Source organism: Sorangium sp. So ce1014 (assembly GCF_051521505.1).
Classification (GTDB): Bacteria; Myxococcota_A; Polyangia; order Polyangiales; family Polyangiaceae; genus Sorangium.
In genome coordinates this window covers 8533327-8550306 of the sequence record NZ_CP150356.1, presented here as the reverse complement: position 1 = coordinate 8550306, position 16980 = coordinate 8533327, and the positions used below count along the sequence as shown (strand labels likewise).

At 68.5% G+C, this 16980-nt stretch carries 10 protein-coding genes; 3 read left to right on the top strand and 7 right to left on the bottom strand.

What is annotated here, in order from left to right:
- The 7 genes from WME75_RS32325 to WME75_RS32295 all read right to left on the bottom strand — a co-directional run bounded on the left by WME75_RS32325 (window position 1) and on the right by WME75_RS32295 (window position 12949).
- The gene (locus WME75_RS32325) at window positions 1-2295 is read right to left on the bottom strand and encodes a hypothetical protein (protein WP_437479064.1); all 2295 of its coding nucleotides are present in this window, start codon (window positions 2293-2295) and stop codon (window positions 1-3) included.
- Between the two features lie 20 nt (window positions 2296-2315).
- Complete coding sequence (locus WME75_RS32320; protein WP_437479063.1) at window positions 2316-3824, bottom strand: hypothetical protein; 1509 nt, start codon at window positions 3822-3824, stop codon at window positions 2316-2318.
- Between the two features lie 60 nt (window positions 3825-3884).
- A complete protein-coding gene (locus WME75_RS32315) occupies window positions 3885-7676 on the bottom strand; it encodes a hypothetical protein (RefSeq protein WP_437479062.1) in 3792 nt (1263 codons plus the stop codon).
- Window positions 7677-7705: 29 nt separating this feature from the next.
- The gene (locus tag WME75_RS32310) at window positions 7706-9091 is read right to left on the bottom strand and encodes a hypothetical protein (RefSeq protein ID WP_437479061.1); all 1386 of its coding nucleotides are present in this window, start codon (window positions 9089-9091) and stop codon (window positions 7706-7708) included.
- On the bottom strand, window positions 9088-10278 hold the full coding sequence (locus WME75_RS32305; RefSeq protein ID WP_437479060.1) for a hypothetical protein: 1191 nt from the start codon (window positions 10276-10278) through the stop codon (window positions 9088-9090). The genes WME75_RS32310 and WME75_RS32305 overlap by 4 nt, the downstream gene beginning before the upstream one ends.
- A gap of 25 nt (window positions 10279-10303) precedes the next feature.
- Entirely contained in the window at window positions 10304-12310 is a 2007-nt protein-coding gene (locus WME75_RS32300) for a hypothetical protein (RefSeq protein WP_437479059.1), read from the bottom strand.
- A 468-nt stretch (window positions 12311-12778) separates the two neighbouring features.
- Window positions 12779-12949 (bottom strand): hypothetical protein, encoded by a 171-nt coding sequence (locus tag WME75_RS32295; protein ID WP_437479058.1) that lies wholly within the window; start codon window positions 12947-12949, stop codon window positions 12779-12781.
- A gap of 273 nt (window positions 12950-13222) precedes the next feature.
- Between WME75_RS32295 and WME75_RS32290 the strand changes: the two genes are divergently transcribed.
- The 3 genes from WME75_RS32290 (at window position 13223) to WME75_RS32280 (ending at window position 16853) form a co-directional block, all read left to right on the top strand.
- Window positions 13223-14779, top strand: coding sequence for an MYXO-CTERM sorting domain-containing protein (locus WME75_RS32290; protein WP_437479057.1), 1557 nt, complete (start codon window positions 13223-13225; stop codon window positions 14777-14779).
- A 103-nt stretch (window positions 14780-14882) separates the two neighbouring features.
- Window positions 14883-15572: a helix-turn-helix domain-containing protein gene (locus WME75_RS32285; protein ID WP_437479056.1), complete on the top strand. Its 690-nt coding sequence runs from the start codon at window positions 14883-14885 to the stop codon at window positions 15570-15572.
- 120 nt (window positions 15573-15692) lie between these two features.
- Entirely contained in the window at window positions 15693-16853 is a 1161-nt protein-coding gene (locus tag WME75_RS32280) for an epoxide hydrolase family protein (protein WP_437479055.1), read from the top strand.
- The last annotated feature ends 127 nt before the right edge of the window (window positions 16854-16980 follow it).

The following is a 16980-nucleotide window of genomic DNA, read 5'->3' as shown; positions in this document are numbered from 1 at the left end:
TTATTCGCCCGTGGGATCCCACAGCGTCGCCGATTCAAAGGTGCAGGCGCCCTGCCTCAGGCCATACGTGATCTCGTCGAACTCCGGCCTGTCGAAGGTGATCCTCGCCGTCCCTCCCGAGAGCCGCGAGGGACAGCGGAGCACGTGTCCGAAGTTGACGACCTGGGTGTTCACGAAGTTGAGCTGGCCTCTGCCCGCCACCGAGAGCATGACCGACTCACGATCGAAGTAGCCGGGAGCGCTCGTGAACGTGCTGTCGACCGCGAGGAGCCCATCCTCGGTCCACGTCGCGCGGTCGTCGCTCCACGCCACCGCCATGGGCCCTGACACGTGCATCCCGACGACGAACGCCTGCACATCGGCGCTGAGCGTCAGCGCGCGGAAGTTCGAGACCGAGCCCCCGATCCACTCCCCCCGGAGATCCACGAGGTCATCCGCCGTGAGCCCAGGCTGGGCGAGCGACTCGATGGTATGGGCCCCGGCGACCGGCCACGAAACAATGGATACGCGTGCCCGGTCGGCCGACACCCCATCGGTGAAGGCGCGCACGCTCGAGCTGTGGAGCGCGAGCGTGCCTCCCGAGAACACGATGCCTTTGTAGAACACCGGCGCGGTGTCGCCGCCGATGACCACGTCGCGGACCCGCAGGACGAGCCCTCGCGCAGGGCTGCCCGTCGCCTGCACGGCCACGCGCGCGAGCGGCGCCGGCGGGCCCGCGGTGCTCCCGGTGGGGGCGCGCGACACGAGCCGGAGATGCTCGAGATCGATCGTCAGATCCCCCTGCACCTGGACGGCCGGCTGCGCTTCGGTGCACGCCGTGCTCGATCCGAAGCCGCAGGTCGGTTGCGCCACGCTGATGATCGAGCCCTCCGGCTCGCCGACCATGCGCACCCTGCGCATCCTCGCGGGGAGCGCCGCCGCGTCCAGGGTGAACGGCGGCCGGCTCAACGTGGCGCGCTTGCCCACGCGGACCTCCAGGGCCTCGGCGTCCACGGCGCAGTTCCGCGTCAGGGTGGCGACGGTCGTGGTCGACAGGTCTGCGCCCTCGCGGAGCGTGACCGAGCACGTGCGGTCCGGCACGAGGCATGGAAGCGAGACCAGCGGCGGCGCCGTGTCCCCGCTCTTGCCGGCGTTGTAGGCTGCGATGAGCCGCGCCAGCCACGTCCCGCCGCCGTCGTGGCCCGCGAGGCCGAAATGGCGCTCCCAGGTCTCGCCCGCGGTGCAGATGGGCAGATCCAGGACGACGCCGCCGAGCGGCGCGCGCCGGCTCGTCGTCCCGTTGAGCTCGAGGCGGTCCGTATAGCCCTTTCGCTCCGCGTCCAAGCACCCGCCCGTGCTCGGATCGAGCGAGCCGCTCTCGCACTCGAGATAGCCGTCCCTCAGGACCTTGTGCGCCGGGACCCAGTCCGCCGCGCCACACAGCGACAGGCACACGTCGAAGAACGGCATGTCGGGCCGGATCTCTTCGTCTTCCGGGACGACGTTCGTCGACTCCCACGAGCTCGGCACGGCAAGGAGCTTCCGGAGGTCGCCGAGCGCCTTGGCGCGCCCGGCGTCGGTGAGGTCGTTGTAGGGCTGTCCGTCGAGCGACTCGACGAAGAACGACGTATTCCCCTTCTTGACGAGCACCATCCACCGGAACTCCACGCTCGGCAACCAGGCCGAGTGAACCTCCCAGCCGTCGTAGGGCTCGGCCGCGCGCTCGTTCGCGCACGAGAGCTGGATCGGCGTGGCGCCCGGCTCGGGCGTCCAGCCGGGGCTCCCCAGAGGAGGGGCGGGCGCGCGCCGCGCGCGCTCGGCGATCCCGAGGTGCTTCATCAGCCCCCCGCAGCGGTTGGGGATGACGAGATAGCGCCCGGGCCCGCTCGCGGGGGGCTCGCCATCGAGCCGGTACTCGAGGCGCGACAGGCCCTGCGTCCTCGGCTCCGCGTAGACATTCGCATCCGCGGCGATCCGATCCGGACACGCGATCATCGGCGCCGTCGCGTCGATGACGACGTCGGTCCTCTCGGCGATCGCGCTCCGCCTCACGCCGAGGAGCTCGCGCACGACGCGCTCTTCGAGGCACCCCTCCAGGCGGAGCAGGATCGTCGTCCCGTCATCCTGCGGCAGCTCGGCGGCATACCGCATCTCCGAGCCCGCCGCGCCGAGCGCGCGGTAGCGAAACAGCGTCGGCTTGGCGGCCGCGAGGGCATGCTCGCTCTGTATCACCAGCTCGCCCGCATCTCCGCCCGCATCTCCGCACGCGCTCGCAACGACCGGAACGAGCGCCCATAACCATCTTCGCGTCATCATCTTGGCCTCGCTCCGTAACATCACGGGTGGAACTCGCTCATGCAGGTGTCGACCGCCCTCGCGTTCATCGCCGTGTTGGAGACGTACGACGCCGGGAGCCCCGCGCCCGTGCACAGCGCGGCGGCCGTCCGCGTGCCGGCGACGACGGTCCCAGCGACGTCGGCCGCGCAGAGCGCGTTCACGTCCTTCACCGGGCGGCCGGCGACCGCGTCGGTCTGGTTGCAGGCGTTCGTGAAGAACGTCCGGTTGCGGTTCCGGATCTCGCAGAAGTAGATGCTGCACTGCCGCTTCAGGGTGTCGTTCTCCACCGCGCTCCGGTTGGCGAGGAGCGCCATGTCGCGCTTCATGAGATCGAGCTTCTGCAAGAGGGTCATCTCGTTCGGGACCGCCGGCAGCTCGGCGCGCGCGAGCATGTCGCGCAGGCCCTCATGGCTCCTCTGCAGCTCGACGCGGACGTCCTTGCCCTGGTGCTCGTAGAGACCGCTGACCCAGCGATCGACGAAATCGAGGACCTTCTGGCTCCGCAGCACCGCGCGCTCGTACCCATCGTGAAGGCCCGCCACGGCCGAGGGGAGCGGCCCCGAGCAGAGCCCCGTGGTCTCGCTCCCAGGGAGGCAGAACATCGAGGCCATCCCCTCGTAGGAGGTGACGAGGAGGTCCTTCTTTCGCACGAGGCCGTCGAGGAGCGCCGCCGAGTCCCGGAGCGAGCTGTCGGCCATATCGATCTTGCGCGCCAGCATCGCCTTGAGCGGCGGAATCGCCCTGTCGCCGGGCGGGGCGTCCTCCGTCGCGCTGCCGAAATAATCCGTGAGGATGTCGCGGGAGACGGTCTCCGCCGCCGCGTCGATGGCCGCCGGCGAGGGCGACGACACGACACCGCACGTGGCGTCGTACCCCCCGTGCAGGTGCTCCGCGTAGCACTGCGCCATGCTCTCGGCGTGCCCCGTCAGGCTGAAGTCCGAGGTGTCGTAGCTCATCTCGAGCCCCTCCCACCGCACGCGCGTGAAGCTCGCCTTGGCCATGCCCCGGTGCATGCAGAACGCCTCGCGGGGAGCGAGCCTCGTGGTGAGCTCGGCCTGATACCGATCTTCGAGCTGCGCGAGCTTGCGGCAGTGGAGGAGCCCCTCGAGCAGCGCCGCCGTGTTCCTCTGCGACGGGAGCAGGCCGACCGTCGCGGCCTTCTCGAGCTCGTGGAGGCCGTGGTCGACGTCGCCGTCCCGACGATGCGCCTCGCACACGCCGTTCAGGAAGTGCACCGGCGCGCGCGGCCCCACCTTGATCTTCTGATCCCCATCGACTCTCTCGAGGGGATAACCCTGCCGCGGGAGCGCGTCCCACCGCGACGGATCGCATGGACCGGACCAGAGCTGCGCCCGGAGGTGCGTCTTCCGCTCCTGCAGGTCGCAGGACGCGAGGTTGCGCGAGCACTCGTCGTCCTCCTGGGCCGCCGCCATCCTCGCCCCCGGGAGCGTCGCGAACACCGCCGCGACGACCAGCGGGATGTAGGACGCCAAATCCTGTCGAACCATCGGCCAGACTCCTTCTCTCATCAGATGAAACGCATCAGCTCGCCGGACTGCGCATGGAGGTCAGCGCACCGGCTTGCGCACGAAGATGAACCCGAGCTTCAACGACGGAGCACCCTGACTCAGGCAGCGCACCAGGTTCTCGTCCGCGGTGATCTCGTACGTCCCCACGAGCGGATGGCCCACGAACGGATACGCGTTCTGGATCAGGCCGTCGGTCAGGCGCCGCTCGAGCCCCTCCGCGGTGTACGGGCCGCGACGGAAGCGGAGGTACTCGTCGTTCATGAGATCCATGTCCGAGCCGCCGTACACCGGGATCAACGCCGTGACCGGCCGCTTCACCACGAGGCTCGGCACGATCTCGCTGCTGTCTCTCGACAGGCGCGAGAAGACGGTGCCAAACCCGAGGTGGGTTATCTGCATCTGCTGAGAGCGGCACGACGTGCTCGAGATCCCGGCCAGCACGTGCACGAGGCGCATCGGCTCGCTCTCGTTCATCGTCATCTCGTCCCAGAGGACGAAGTTGCCGAGGTTCCGGCTATCCTCCTGCGAGGCAGCGAAGGGCGAGATCTCGAAGCGCGCGCGTCCATTCTCGAGGAGCTCGGATACGAACCCGCTCGTCTTCTCCAGCGTGAATTCGGCCACGCTGCCGGCCATCGTCTCGGTGCTCCAGGCGAGCGAAGAGGGCCGGCAGACCTCGCTCGTGCCGACCGTCCCGCAGTCGCTGAGGAACGAATCCAGCTCGGCCGCCGTCCCGATGAACGTCCTGTCCGGAGACAGGTGCCCGACGTCGCCGGCGAAGTCGCTCAGCACGTTGTAGCGGTTCCGATAGAGATTGTAGGTGAAATTGACGTTCTCGACCACGCGGCGCTTGGCCTCGAGGAACTCGCTCGCTCCCCGCGTGAGCTCCGCCTGCATGTTCTCGAAGTCCCAGAAGAGGACCTCGGCGGCGTGGTTCACGGGCGCCATCTCGACGAGCCCCATGATGCGAGCGCGGCTCGCCAGCACCGCGTCGCGCATCTCCCGCTCGATAGCCAGCAGCTCGTGCTCGAGATCTTTCGCCTCTTCCACCATCCGGATCTGCCGGCGGAGGTCGTCGATCTGGACGAAGGTCGCCGCCCTCTCGTCCTCGATGACCGACGTGAGGAACGCCATCTGACCCTCCGAGATGTTGATGGTGTTCTGCCGGATCTTCTCCCGGATGTCGTTCAGCACCTCGCGTGTCGCGTCGTAGTGCCCCTCCAGATCGTGCACCTTCCCCTGGTAGTGGCTGATCCGACCGATCTGCGCCTCGATCGACGACCGCATGGCGAGGAGGTTCCGCTTGTCCTGCTGGATCTTGCTCACCTCGATGTCGAGCTCCCCGAGCGCGAGGGTGAGCCGCTGGATCTCGATCTGGGCCTGCTCGCGCACGTTCTCCTGCTCGTCGATGTCGAAGTCGACGAGCGCCGACTCGTCCGACTTGGTCTGGAGATCGGCCACGAGCGCCGCGCGGTCGGCCTGCAGCTTGGCGACCGTCGCCGCGATCTCTGCCCGGTCCAGCCTGCACTGGATCGCGTGCAGCTTCTCCTCGCCGGTGATCTCGACGACCTCCTTGTCGAGCTGCGCGAGCTGGACCGAGATCTCGGCGAGGGCCCGCTTCTTTGTCCACTCTTCGATGAGCCTGTGGATGTCGAGGGCCGCGATCTCCCTCCTGAGCTCCTCGACCCGAACATCGAGCTCGTGCCTCTCCTGCGCGATCATCTCCTCGAACTGCAGCTCTCCGAACTGCCAATCGTAGACCTGCGCAGCCGTGTCGGCCGCGACCTTCGCCGCCGCCGCCGCCGCCTCGACGATGCGGAACGTCTTGACGGGGAATATGCCCATGATGCCCGTGTCGCCGTCCGGGATGGCCGCGAGGACGGCCGCCGTGGCCGAGAGCGCGAGCGCGGTCCCCTTCACCGCATCAAGGCTGTTTTGTTCGGCCATCGCGTCGTCGAGCGCGCGCATGCGGGTCTTGATCTGATTGATCGTCGTTTGCCACATATCGCGCTGGTGGTCGTAGATCTTGAGGTTCTGCTTGTAGAGCTCCTCTGCGACCCGCTTCAGGTTCTCGTCCTTCGTGGAGCAGCTCGTGCCAGAGCCGTCGATGCATGCCCTGATCTTGTCGATCTCCTCCTTGGTCTTGGTGGAGAGCTCCTTGCGCGCCATACAGATCTCATCGAGGAGCGCCGGCTTGGGCGTCTCGATGGACGGCGGATTCGTGCACGAGGCGCCGGAGATCGGATCGGTGAACCCTTGCGCCGCCCCGGTGTAGAACGCGAGCTCGGCGTCGACCGAGCAGATCTGGTGCACGACGGGGACGCGCATCGATTCAAACACCGTCTCCTGCGAGCTCCGTAGCCGGCTCGTGATGATCTCGGAGCCATCGATGCGCTTCTGCTCGAGCGCGATCTGTCGGTCGATCTGCGCCTTTCGGTTGTCGACGAGCTCGAGCTCCTTGTCGTCGGACGCGATACGGTTCGAGAGCTCGTCGATCTGCAGCTCGAGGCCGTCGCGCTGCATCTCGAAGTTGAAGGCGGCGAGCGTCATGTCGATGTTGAACTGGATCTCGGCTATCTGCTCGCGCACCGCGTCCTGGTCGAGCGCGAGGAGATCCTGCTCGCGCTGGCCCCTCAGGAGCACGATCTGGTTCTGGAGCTCCTTCGTCTCGCGCTTCAAGGCGAGCTCGAGCACGCGGATCCTCTGCTCGAGCTCGAACGTCGATATATCGCTCTGGAGCGCGCTCAGCTTCTGCTGCACGTTGTTCTTGAGCTGCTCGGCCATGTCCTGGATCTGCGCCACCTTGTACACCTCGAGCTCGATAGCCCGAGAATGCTGCAGGTTGGCCATGTCGAACTTCTGGTTCTGAAGATCGGTGTATTTCCGCGCCCACGCCTCGAGCATGTTCTGGATGTTCAGGTCCTGCTGCTCGATCGCGGCCTCCTGCAGCCGCAGCTGCTGGCCGAGCCGCTCGATGCTGACGAGCGGGAGATCCTCGGGATCGATGTTGATGTACAGATAGCCTTTGCGCACCGAGTCGAGGCGGAGCGTCACGTCCTTCTCGACCGTGGCGAGCGTCGCGAGCTCGGCGGTGAAGAGGTCCCGATCGGGGAGCGAGTACCTGGCCTCGAGGACGAGCCAGAACGCTTGATCGTAATACGTGGACGCCTTGTAGTACTCGCTCCCTTTGTCCCCGTCCGCCGCGGGCGCGTCGCCGAGCGCCTCGCCGACCAGGTAGCTCATGTGGTCGAGCCGCGCGACGGACGCCTCGCGGTACCAGACGTCGCCCGCCGCCACGAGCAGCTTTGCCTTGAGCCCCTGGAGCTGCGCCATCGCCTTGAGATATCGGTTGAAGGCGATGTTCTTCTGCTCCTCGCCCGTCCCCGAGCTCGTCTGCCGCGGCAGGCGCGCGATCCCCTGCTCCACGATCTCGAGCCCCTTCGTGGCCTGCGTGAGGAGCTCTGCGGGGCTCGTCAGCGCGTCGTCGGGCGTCCCGCCCCCTTTCGCGTTGAGGAGCGGCAGCCCCGTGGCGCGGAAGCGATAGACGTTCGCGCGCTGGTAATAGCACTCGACGTCACAGACGCGCACCGTCATGGACTCGGGGCACGTCCCCCTCGCGCCGACGAGCGCTTCGAGATCGCCGAAGCTGTCCTCGAGGAGCGCCATGTTCGCGCGGTACTGCGCGATCTTGAGCTCCGAGACGAGGCGCCCCACCTCCGCGCGGACCGCGGCCTCGTTCGAGGGGACGCACTCGATCTCCTGCGCCTCCTGCGCGCGGGCGGGCGAAGGCAGCAGCAAGATGCCAAGGGCGAATGAAGACAGCAGTCGTTTCATGCGTTGCTCCAACAAGCTTTGCCGCGGGACTAAAGGCTATTGATGTACCCGATATAAGCCTTCGAGAGCCCCGAGACTCTCTCGACGAAGGCCATCTGGGTCGGGTCGCTCGCGCCCGCCGCGTCCTTGAGCGCGCCGTACGCGCGCGCCGCCTCGGTCAGACAGGCGTCGACGCGTCCGGCGTAATCGGCGAAGTTCTCCGGCGTGAGCGCGTCGGGGATCGTCGCGCACGCGCCGAGCCTCTCCTGGGTCGCCCAGTCGAGCCCGGGCGTATGCGCGATCGCGCGGAGGGTCTCCACCACGGCGCCGAGGAGCGCCGCGTGGCGCTCGAGCGTGGCGCGCGCCGCCGCCACGTCGGCGTCGACCCCGGCGGCGCTGGCGTTGTTGCGGATGCGATCGATCTCGCCGCGCTTCGCGCGGAGGCGCGAGATGAGCGGCTGTCCCGGCGGCGTCGTGGCCGGCGCCCGCTCCAGGCCGAGCGTGTCGCGCTCCACGAACTCGTAGAGCGAAGCCGTGTCCTCTACGGTCTTCTTGAGCAGGAAGATCTCGCGCGTCGGGAGCTCCACGGCCGAGTCCCGGAGGGCCGCCGCGTACTGCCGCTCTTTCTCGGCGAGGCTCTGCGACGTCGCGTCGATCTCCGCCTCCACGCGCAGGCGTATCCGCTGGTCGATGCCGGCGCGGACCATCGACTCGACCTCGGCTTTGCGCACCGCCTTGCGCATCGCGCAGAGGTTCGCCGGGATCTGATCGGCGAAGGGCCCGGCGTGGAACGTCCGGGCCTCGTCGAGGAGGGTCTCCCAGCCGGCGCGAACCGGTACGGGGAGGCCGAAGTCGGCGCCGAACCCGACATAGCGCGCGTGCTCGATCGCCCGCTGGTACGACAGGCACTTCTCCTCCCGCGTCTGCCCTTCGAGGTACGCGAGGCTATGGGCCACGAAGAGCTCGAGGTGCGCGGTGTTCGCCATCTGCAGGACCTCGTCGCTCCGGCCCGCCGCGGCGCCTTCGGGCTCGCGGTAGCTCCGGAGCGCCCCGACGAGGAGCTCGAGGAGCGCGACGCGGCGGTGGAGGTCGCGCGCCGTCTCCGGCGCGACGCCGGCGATGGGCAGGAGGCGCACGGTCGTGGAGGATCCGGTGACCTCCTCGATCGGCATGACGTCTTCCTCGATGATGCCGCCGCCCGAGCTGCCGCCGCCCGACGCGGGCGGGCGCAGCTCGTTCGAGGCGAAGGAGAGGAGCGCCGTATCGAGCGGCCGCCCCGCGGTCGCCCGGCGAAACGCCTCGTCGACATCGATGAACGACGGCACCTCGATCGCCGGGCCGCTCGGGGTCGGGAGCGAGGCTGCGTGCGAGGCGAGCGACGCGAGCGCCGAGAGCGGCACGATGGCCAGGACGACATGCCAAGCGCGCTTCTTCACGGCGTCCTCCTGCAGTACCAGGCCGGCCTCGAGGCATTGCAGTACCTCGCCATCCCTTCCTGCCAGAGCGTCTCGACGTGCGCGGCTGTCCGCGCGAGCTCGTCCCGGTTAGGCTTCGAGAGGGCGTCGTTCAGCGCGGCCCTGCCGGTCTGCTCGGGCGCCTCCATCGCCGTCCAGAAGTTCGTGGCCAGGATCAACGACGTCGAGACATCCCTGAGCTCAATCACCGTTCGTTCCTTGCGGCTCACGTAATCCTCCATCGACATGCCGCCGATCGCGGCGATGATCTCCGCCTCGATGACCGCGATCTCTCCACGCTTCTCCGGCGATATGAGATCCGTGAAGTGGGTCTTCTTGGCGCCGATCGTGCCGAGGATCTGCGATTTCCACGTCGCGTCGTACACGAAGCTGGGGAACGACTCGTCACCCCCGACGGGCTGCTCTGCCACCTTGACCGCACCGGCTCCGAAGAGGCCGTTGATGCGGTCGCGGATCCCGAAGAGGTATTGCCGCCCCACGTCGACCTCTGTCAGGTTGAGGCCGTAGCGCGTCTCCACGCTGGACGCCGTCGCCACGAACGCCTTCATCTGGTCGCCGAGCTGCGTCATCTTCTCGCCGAAGCCATCGCGGAGCGCGTCCGGCCCCGACGTCTTGTAGAAGAGCCCCCGCAGGCGCTCCACCGCGTACCGCCGGCCGTAGCGCTCCAGGCTGGCCGGCGTGTGCGACGAGTCCTCGCACCCTTTCACCGACTTGAGGGCCGCCATCATCTTGGTCGCGTGGTACGAGTACTTCATGTCGTCGGACGTGCCGAACGAGTGCTGCTCGCGGTAGAGCACCTGCTGCTCGGTCAGGAACGCCTCGAGGAGCTCGCTGGCGCGGACCGCGGCGTGGCACCGGAGGCTGTCGGCGCCCGTCCGGTTCGACAGCCCGAAGTAGGCCGTCCCGAGGAAGTACCGCTCCTGCGGCGTGAGCCCGAGGCTCTCCACCTCGATGAGATCGACGATCTCCTGGTAGTTCCCGCGAGCGGCGAGCATCTCGTAACAGAGGCGCTTGTTCTGCGTGAACACCGACCCTTCCGAGGCCGCCGCCCCGCACGCCGGAGGCGGGGCGATGGCGGCGTGCGCGGCGCCGGCCGAGCCGACGACGCAAGCGGCGCCGGCGACGATGCTTAGATAGCGGATCTTCATGATGTTACTCCCATCGGGGCGGGCGTCAGCGCTCTCTGCGGCAACCCGAGGCATCGGCCCCAGGGTTGCCGCCGGTCTCCACGAGGCAGATGACGGAGGCGTAGTTCGCGGGGATCCAGCCATCACGGATCATCGCCGCGATGTAGTCCGCCCAGCTCGCGTCTCCGACGCACGATCTGCCGCTCCTGTGGCAGGCGCGCGAGGTGACGTTCTCGATCTCGTAGAAGCAGCCGCTGGCGCGATCAGAGCACTTCTTGAGATATTTCGCGTGCTCCGCCTCCAGTGAGCGTCGCGTATAGTTCTTGTCCTTGTTGGCGGGCTCGTAGAACTCGCTGATCCACCACGCGACCCCTTCAGGCGCGGGGCACGCGCCGACGGTCACGGGCGTCTGCCCGCATCCGAAGGCCCAATCGTAGCTCGCGTTGAGCTCGTCACGCGACGGGGGCGTCGCGTTCACCACGCGGTCGTTCACCCACCTGTAGAGTCCGTACCGGGACGCCTGATCTGCGCTTTCGTTGATCTCGTTCGTGAAGTACGTCCGCTCCTCGCCGAAGACACGCCCGCCGTCCAGGTTCGTGCGGCGCGGGTTGCTCCTCTTCCCGTTGCCGACGGCGCGACCGAGGATGTCGTTGAGCGGGTCGGTGAGGCCGGCGGCGACGCCGAAGGCGAGCGACGCCATCGTCTGGGCCTCGGCCTCTCTCGGGTCGCCCGTGCCGCTGTGCAGCTCCTCGTAGAGCGACGTCGTGCTCTCAAGCTCTCCGTCGCTCGGCTCCCGCCCGAACACCCAGAAAAAGAGCTGCGCCATCCTGGCGCGCCCGGGGCCCCAGCACCCGACCTCCAGCATCCGCGACTGGCTGGCCGGGGCGTTCGGGTCGACGAAGAGATACGGCACGGCCGCCCTCGGGATCGACTGCGCCGCCGGCGCCCCTTCGGCGAAGAAGCTCGCCGCCCTCGGGCACGTGAAGCGAACCAGCGATTTGCCGCCGTCGAGCTGAAGATAGCGCGCCGAGGGCGACTGGTCGGCGGTCTGGAAGATCTTCACGCTCCTGTCGCAGGCGAGGTGCGGCTGCCGGTCGGGATCCGAGGCGGTGAAGCGCGGGTCGCTCGTCGAGAGCTCCTCGAGCGTCGCGGCGGGGTCGAAGCCGAAGGCCTGCTTCATCATGTCTGCGTTCGAGCCGCAGTTGATCGCGTAGCCCTTCCCGCCGGCGATCAGGTAGGGCGTCACGCGCGTCCTGATCCCGGTGAACGGGTAGCGGACCAGGTAGAGCTCCGCCTCGGCGGTGTAGCTCTTCTCGCTCGGCTGCTGCGGGAGATCGCGGCGTGCCCGCGGGAGCGCTCGCCCGGTGATCGAGTGGCAGTTGATCTCCCGCGCGGCGATCTCCTGCGCCTTCCAGACGTCGAGGACGGCGCGGTTGATGGGGATGCTCACCTGTTCGAGGTTGCTGCCGTCCGCCTTCGTCCACGAGAGCGCCGAGAGCACGTTGCTGCAGCCGACGCTGTAGATCGTCCCGGGGTCGTCGCGGAGACGGAGGTAGTACTCGGCCTCGCCCTTCCCCAGATCGGCGTCGACGCGCCGGTAGACCTGGAAGATTTGCTGGCGCGTGACGTTGGGATCTGCGTCGCAGCGCAGCGTATGGATGGGGACTTGCCCGCCCGCGTCGCGTTCGATCTGCGCCTTCATGGCGTCAAACGAGTCGTAGAACGCGGCCTGGTTGAGGTCGAGGGTCCGCGGATACCCGAAGCCCTCCAGCAGCGGCCCGTAGTTCGAGCCGCAGCCGATCTGGAACACCACGTTGGGCTTGTTGTCTTTGAAGCTCACGACGACCGGCACTTCTCGCGGCAGGTCATCTGCGAGGTCCGGATTGTCGTAGACGAGGACCTCGGTCACGTTCGCCCCGATGATCGCCGGCGCGGCCGTGCCCGTGATCGACTCATCTACCAGGGACTGCGCCTCGGTGGCGCAGCCAGACACCCAGCCCAGCGAGGCGGCCGCCAGCGCCGCCACGCACCGTTGTTGTACGATCTTCACCACGTCCACCGCCTTTTCGTCCTACCCCGGAGCGTCGGACTGACCGGCGCAATCCGAGCCGATGCCCGATCGCGCGGAGCCGATCGATTCCAGATTCTAATTATCTATAATTATTCTACGTAAATGCACTATGAGCGCCTCTCAGAACCTCCCGTCGCCGGGTAGCCGAGGGCTGCCTGGCGACGGGAGGTTTCAAGAGGCGTTCTAAATGAACGTGTGGACCCTGCGAGCGCGGCGCGAACTCCAGGTTGTTGCTTCGCGTCGACGGCGTCGACGCCCCGCGGGCATGGATTCGCCGAGTAGAATTAGAGTAAAGTTACGCCTGAGCTCGCTGATGGCGCGCTCCCCGCCGCCCGATTCGGGGAGCTCTGCGCACTTCATGCCGCCACGGGGAGTGACCCTTCAGATATTTTCAGATTATTTTTCTGTGACGTCCCGACCCGTTCGCTTACCCGCCACCCGAGCGTCGCTCTACCCACGCGATCCGCGCACCATGCGGAGCGGACGCGTGGCCTGCGCCGCGCTGGCCATGCCGAGGACCGTGACGGCGGCCGAGAGCGATGCGAGCCCCTTCACGAGCGCGCCGGTCACCCCTCGCGCGCAGCTCCCGCGATAGAATTTTTCATACCGGGCGGCGGTCATGAGGGTGATGACGCTGCACGCCGTGGTCGGAGAGGTGGAAATTGGTAAAGGCGGAAATCATCAACGGCCGCCGGCGGCCTCAGGATGCCGCTCTGTGGCGGGAAATCGACACCGGCCTACCCGACTGGCTGTCGACGGACAGCCGATACGTCAGCGAATCTGCCTGAGCAGCGCTTCGCGCTCCCGAACGCGAGCGGCACGCAGGCGTCCCCATCCCGTCCTCGCGCACGTTCCTCGGCAATCCAGCGGCGCTTCTCCGCTTCCTACCGCTCGATGGCCCGGCGGTGTTGCGTCTTCACCGCCTCCGTCGTGAGGCCGAGCTCGGCGGCGATCTGGGCGACCACCGGCTTCGGGCGGGCGCGTGTGGCTGACCCGGGCGGAGCCACGGCAGCGTCGGCCTCCCAGCTCGCGGTGCTGGACGCCTTCGACGGCGTCTCCTGCGCGGCCGCAGGCACCGAGGCCGCGCCGATCGTCGTGCGCGCCGCCGAGCCGCTCGGCGTGATCCTCGAGCTGTCGGGCCTCGAAGGCTTCAAGGTCAGCGGCCCGAACTGGCACTTCGAAGACCTCGACATCCGCGGCGTCTGCGCCGACGACTCGGACTGCGAGCATGCCTTCCACGTGTTCGGCGCTGCCAGCCGCTTCACCCTCCGCCGCTCGAAGGTGCGGGACTTCAACGCCCAGCTCAAGATCAACGCCGCGCAGGTGGACGGCGTCTGGACGGCCCCCGACGACGGGCTGATCGAGCGATCGGAGCTGTTCGACACCCACCCGCGCAGGACCAGCAATCCCGTCACCAAGATCAACATCGACGGCGGCAAGCGCTGGAGCGTGCGCGACAGCTACCTGCACGACTTCCAGAAAGACGGCGGCGACGCTGTCAGCTACGGCGCGTTCATGAAGAGCGGCGGCTCGGACGGGCTCTTCGAGCGCAACCTCGTCGTCTGCACCACCAGCGGCTCGCCGGACGGGGTGCGCATCGGGCTGTCGTTCGGCGGCGGCGGCACGGGGGCGCAGTACTGCGCCCCGACCTACGACCCCGACGTGCCCTGCGAGGTCGAGCACACCGGCGGAACGATGCGGAACAACATCATCGCGAGCTGCTCGGACGTCGGGATCTATTTGAACCGCGCGACGGACACGCGGCTCCATTTCAATACGCTGATCGCGACGAGCGGGATCGACTTCCGCTTCGCGACGATCAGCGGCGTCGCGCGCGGCAACGTGCTCACGGGCAAGATCCGCGACCGCGACGGGCGCACGCATCAGGAGAGTGACAACCTGGCCGAGGTAGGACTCGCGACGTTTCAAACGTGGTACGAAAATCCAGGTCTCGGCGACCTGCACCTCAAAGGGGATGTGGCGTCGCTCGTCGGCCAAGCGCCCGCCGAGGCCGCGGTGACCGACGACTACTGCGCGCGCGGGCGGCCGGGCAGCGGGAGCTTCACGCTCGGCGCGCTCGAACATTCGCTCGGCGACTGCGCGACGGTGCCACCGCCGGGGCCCTCCGGTGAAGGGGGCGCGGGCGGCGGCACCACCGGCTCGGGCGGGATGGGCAGCGGCACCGGATCTGCGGGTGGGATGGGCAGCGGCACCGGATCCGCGGGCGGGGGTGAGGCGGGCGGCACAGGCGGCACGGGCGTGGGCGCAGGCAGCGGCAGCGGCAGCGGCGCGGCCGGCGGGGGTGGCGACGCCTCCAGTGACGGCGAGGGCTGCGGCTGCCGTGTCACGGGCGTCGGCGGGGATGACATCCTTGGCCTCCTGACGGCGGTCCTCGCCGCGTTCGCCCTCCGGCGACGACAGGCCTCCTCATCGCGGAGCGACGCCAGTTAGGCAGCTGGGGTCGGACCGAGCCGTCCGCCCGCGCCCGGCGTAGGAATTCCCCTTGCGGCGCGGGTCGCGCCATACTGCGCAGCATGACGAAGGGAAGCTGCCCATGAGGACCACGCGCTCCATCCGCGGCAGCGACCATGCGCTGGTGCAGCGGATCACGCACGTCGCCTATGGCGACGACACGCAGGACCAGTCCCTGCCCGACGGCTGCTGGGACCTGGTGTTCATGAAGCACCGCGGCCGGCTGCAGGTGCTGCATACCGGTCTGATCACGCACCCGGTGACGCTGGGCTACGAGACCGGCGACGAGTACCTGAGCATCGCCTTCCGGCCAGGCGTGTTCATGCCGGGGGTGCCGGCGATGGGCATGCTGGACCAGGGCGTGCTGCGCCCGCTGGCGAACCCGCGCTCGTTCCTGCTGGGGCCGCAAGCCTTCGAGGTGCCCGACTTCGAGAACGCCGACGATCTGGTGGCACGCATCATCGGAGCCGGCCTGCTGGTGGCGGACCCGGTGGTGTTCCGCGTGCTGCAAGGCGATCCCGCCGGCACCAGCCTGCGCTCGGTGCAGCGCCGGTTCCTGAGCGCCACCGGTCTCACGGCGAAGCAGCTGTCACAGATCCACCGTGCGCAGGCGGCGCTGCAGCAGCTGATGCATGGCGATGCGCCGGCCGACGTGGCTGCCGCCTGCGGCTACGCCGACCAGGCGCACCTGGGCAATTCGCTGAAGCGGATCATGGGCAGGACGCCCGGCGAAGTGGTGCGTGCTGCGGCCCGGCCCGGGCCTAGGCGCTGAGGGCCCAGACGGTCCGTCGAGGCCTGAGCCTGTCGTTTTCTTCCAAGACCGGGCCCACCCCGGTGGATACGGTGGCGCCGCCGGCTCGCACCGGCGATATCGACCAACCCGAGGGCCCCCATGCACCGCGACTCCGAGATCCACCCCTTCCGCATCGACATTCCGCAAGCCGACATCGACGACCTGCGCGAACGCCTGGAGCGCACGCGCTGGCCGGCGCAACTGCCGGGCGGCGACTGGGTGAGGGGCGTGCCGGTGGCCTACCTGCAGCGGCTGGCCGCGCACTGGCAGCACAAGTACGACTGGCGACGCTGCGAGGCCCACCTGAACAGCCGCCCGCAGTTCACCACCCGGATCGATGGCCAGACGATCCATTTCGTGCACCTGCGCTCGCCCGAGCCGGACGCGCAGCCCCTGTTGTTGCTGCACGGCTGGCCCGGCAGCTTTGCCGAGTTCGACCGCGTGGTGGACGCGCTGTCCGACCCGCGCCGCCACGGCGGCGACCCCTCGCAGGCTTTCCACCTGGTGATCCCGTCGATCCCGGGTCACGGGTTCTCGATGCCGCTGGCCGACGCCGGCTGGAACCACGGCCGCTGTGCCCGTGCGTTGGCGGCGCTGATGCAGCGCCTGGGCTACACACGCTACGGCGTGCAAGGCGGCGACGTGGGCGCGTTCATCGCGGTGGAGCTGGGCCGCATCGACAGCGAGCATGTCAGAGGCCTGCACTGCAATGCGCTGGTGACGTTTCCATCCGGCGACCCCGCCGAGCTGGAAGGCCTGACGGCCTCGGAGCAGCAGCGCCTGGACCGGCTGCAGAACTTCCGCGACCGGATGATGGGCTTCGCGCAGATCCAGGGCACGCGGCCGCAGACGCTCAGCTACGGGCTGCACGATTCGCCGGTGGGCCAGCTGGCCTGGATCGTCGAGAAGTTCAAGGAATGGACCGATCCCGCGGCCGCGCTGCCGGAGGATGCGGTGGGCCTGGACGCGCTGCTGGACAACGTGAGCCTGTACTGGTTCACCGGTACCAGCGGCCCCTCGGCCAACCTGTACTATGAAGCCTTCAACGACCCGTCCGCCTGGGCGCCCAGGCCGCGCGGCACCGTGCCCATGGCCGTGGCCGTGTCGCTGACGCAGGACGTGGCGGTGCGCCGGCTGGCCGAACGCGACCACCACATCGTGCGCTGGACCGAGCTGGCGCGCGGCGGGCATTTCCTGGCGACGGAGACGCCCATGGCGCTGGCCGTCGATCTGCGGGAGTTCTTCGGTTCGCTGTCCTAAGGGCCAGCCTGTCCACACGACTTGCGCGCCCACGCCGGCGGGGGGAGCCGGGCCGCCGGCCTGCCATCACGGCTGCGCGTCGAACCCGAACGCCATCGGCTCCCACGTCGGGTCGCGTGCGGGTGCT

Coding starts and splice junctions, on each gene's coding strand:
- WME75_RS32280 (WP_437479055.1), top strand. CDS start 15,693: ATGCACCGCGACTCCGAGATCCACCCCTTCCGCATCGACATTCCGCAA.
- WME75_RS32290 (WP_437479057.1), top strand. CDS start 13,223: ATGGCCCGGCGGTGTTGCGTCTTCACCGCCTCCGTCGTGAGGCCGAGC.
- WME75_RS32285 (WP_437479056.1), top strand. CDS start 14,883: ATGAGGACCACGCGCTCCATCCGCGGCAGCGACCATGCGCTGGTGCAG.
- WME75_RS32325 (WP_437479064.1), bottom strand. CDS start 2,295: ATGATGACGCGAAGATGGTTATGGGCGCTCGTTCCGGTCGTTGCGAGC.
- WME75_RS32315 (WP_437479062.1), bottom strand. CDS start 7,676: ATGAAACGACTGCTGTCTTCATTCGCCCTTGGCATCTTGCTGCTGCCT.
- WME75_RS32295 (WP_437479058.1), bottom strand. CDS start 12,949: ATGACCGCCGCCCGGTATGAAAAATTCTATCGCGGGAGCTGCGCGCGA.
- WME75_RS32305 (WP_437479060.1), bottom strand. CDS start 10,278: ATGAAGATCCGCTATCTAAGCATCGTCGCCGGCGCCGCTTGCGTCGTC.
- WME75_RS32320 (WP_437479063.1), bottom strand. CDS start 3,824: ATGGTTCGACAGGATTTGGCGTCCTACATCCCGCTGGTCGTCGCGGCG.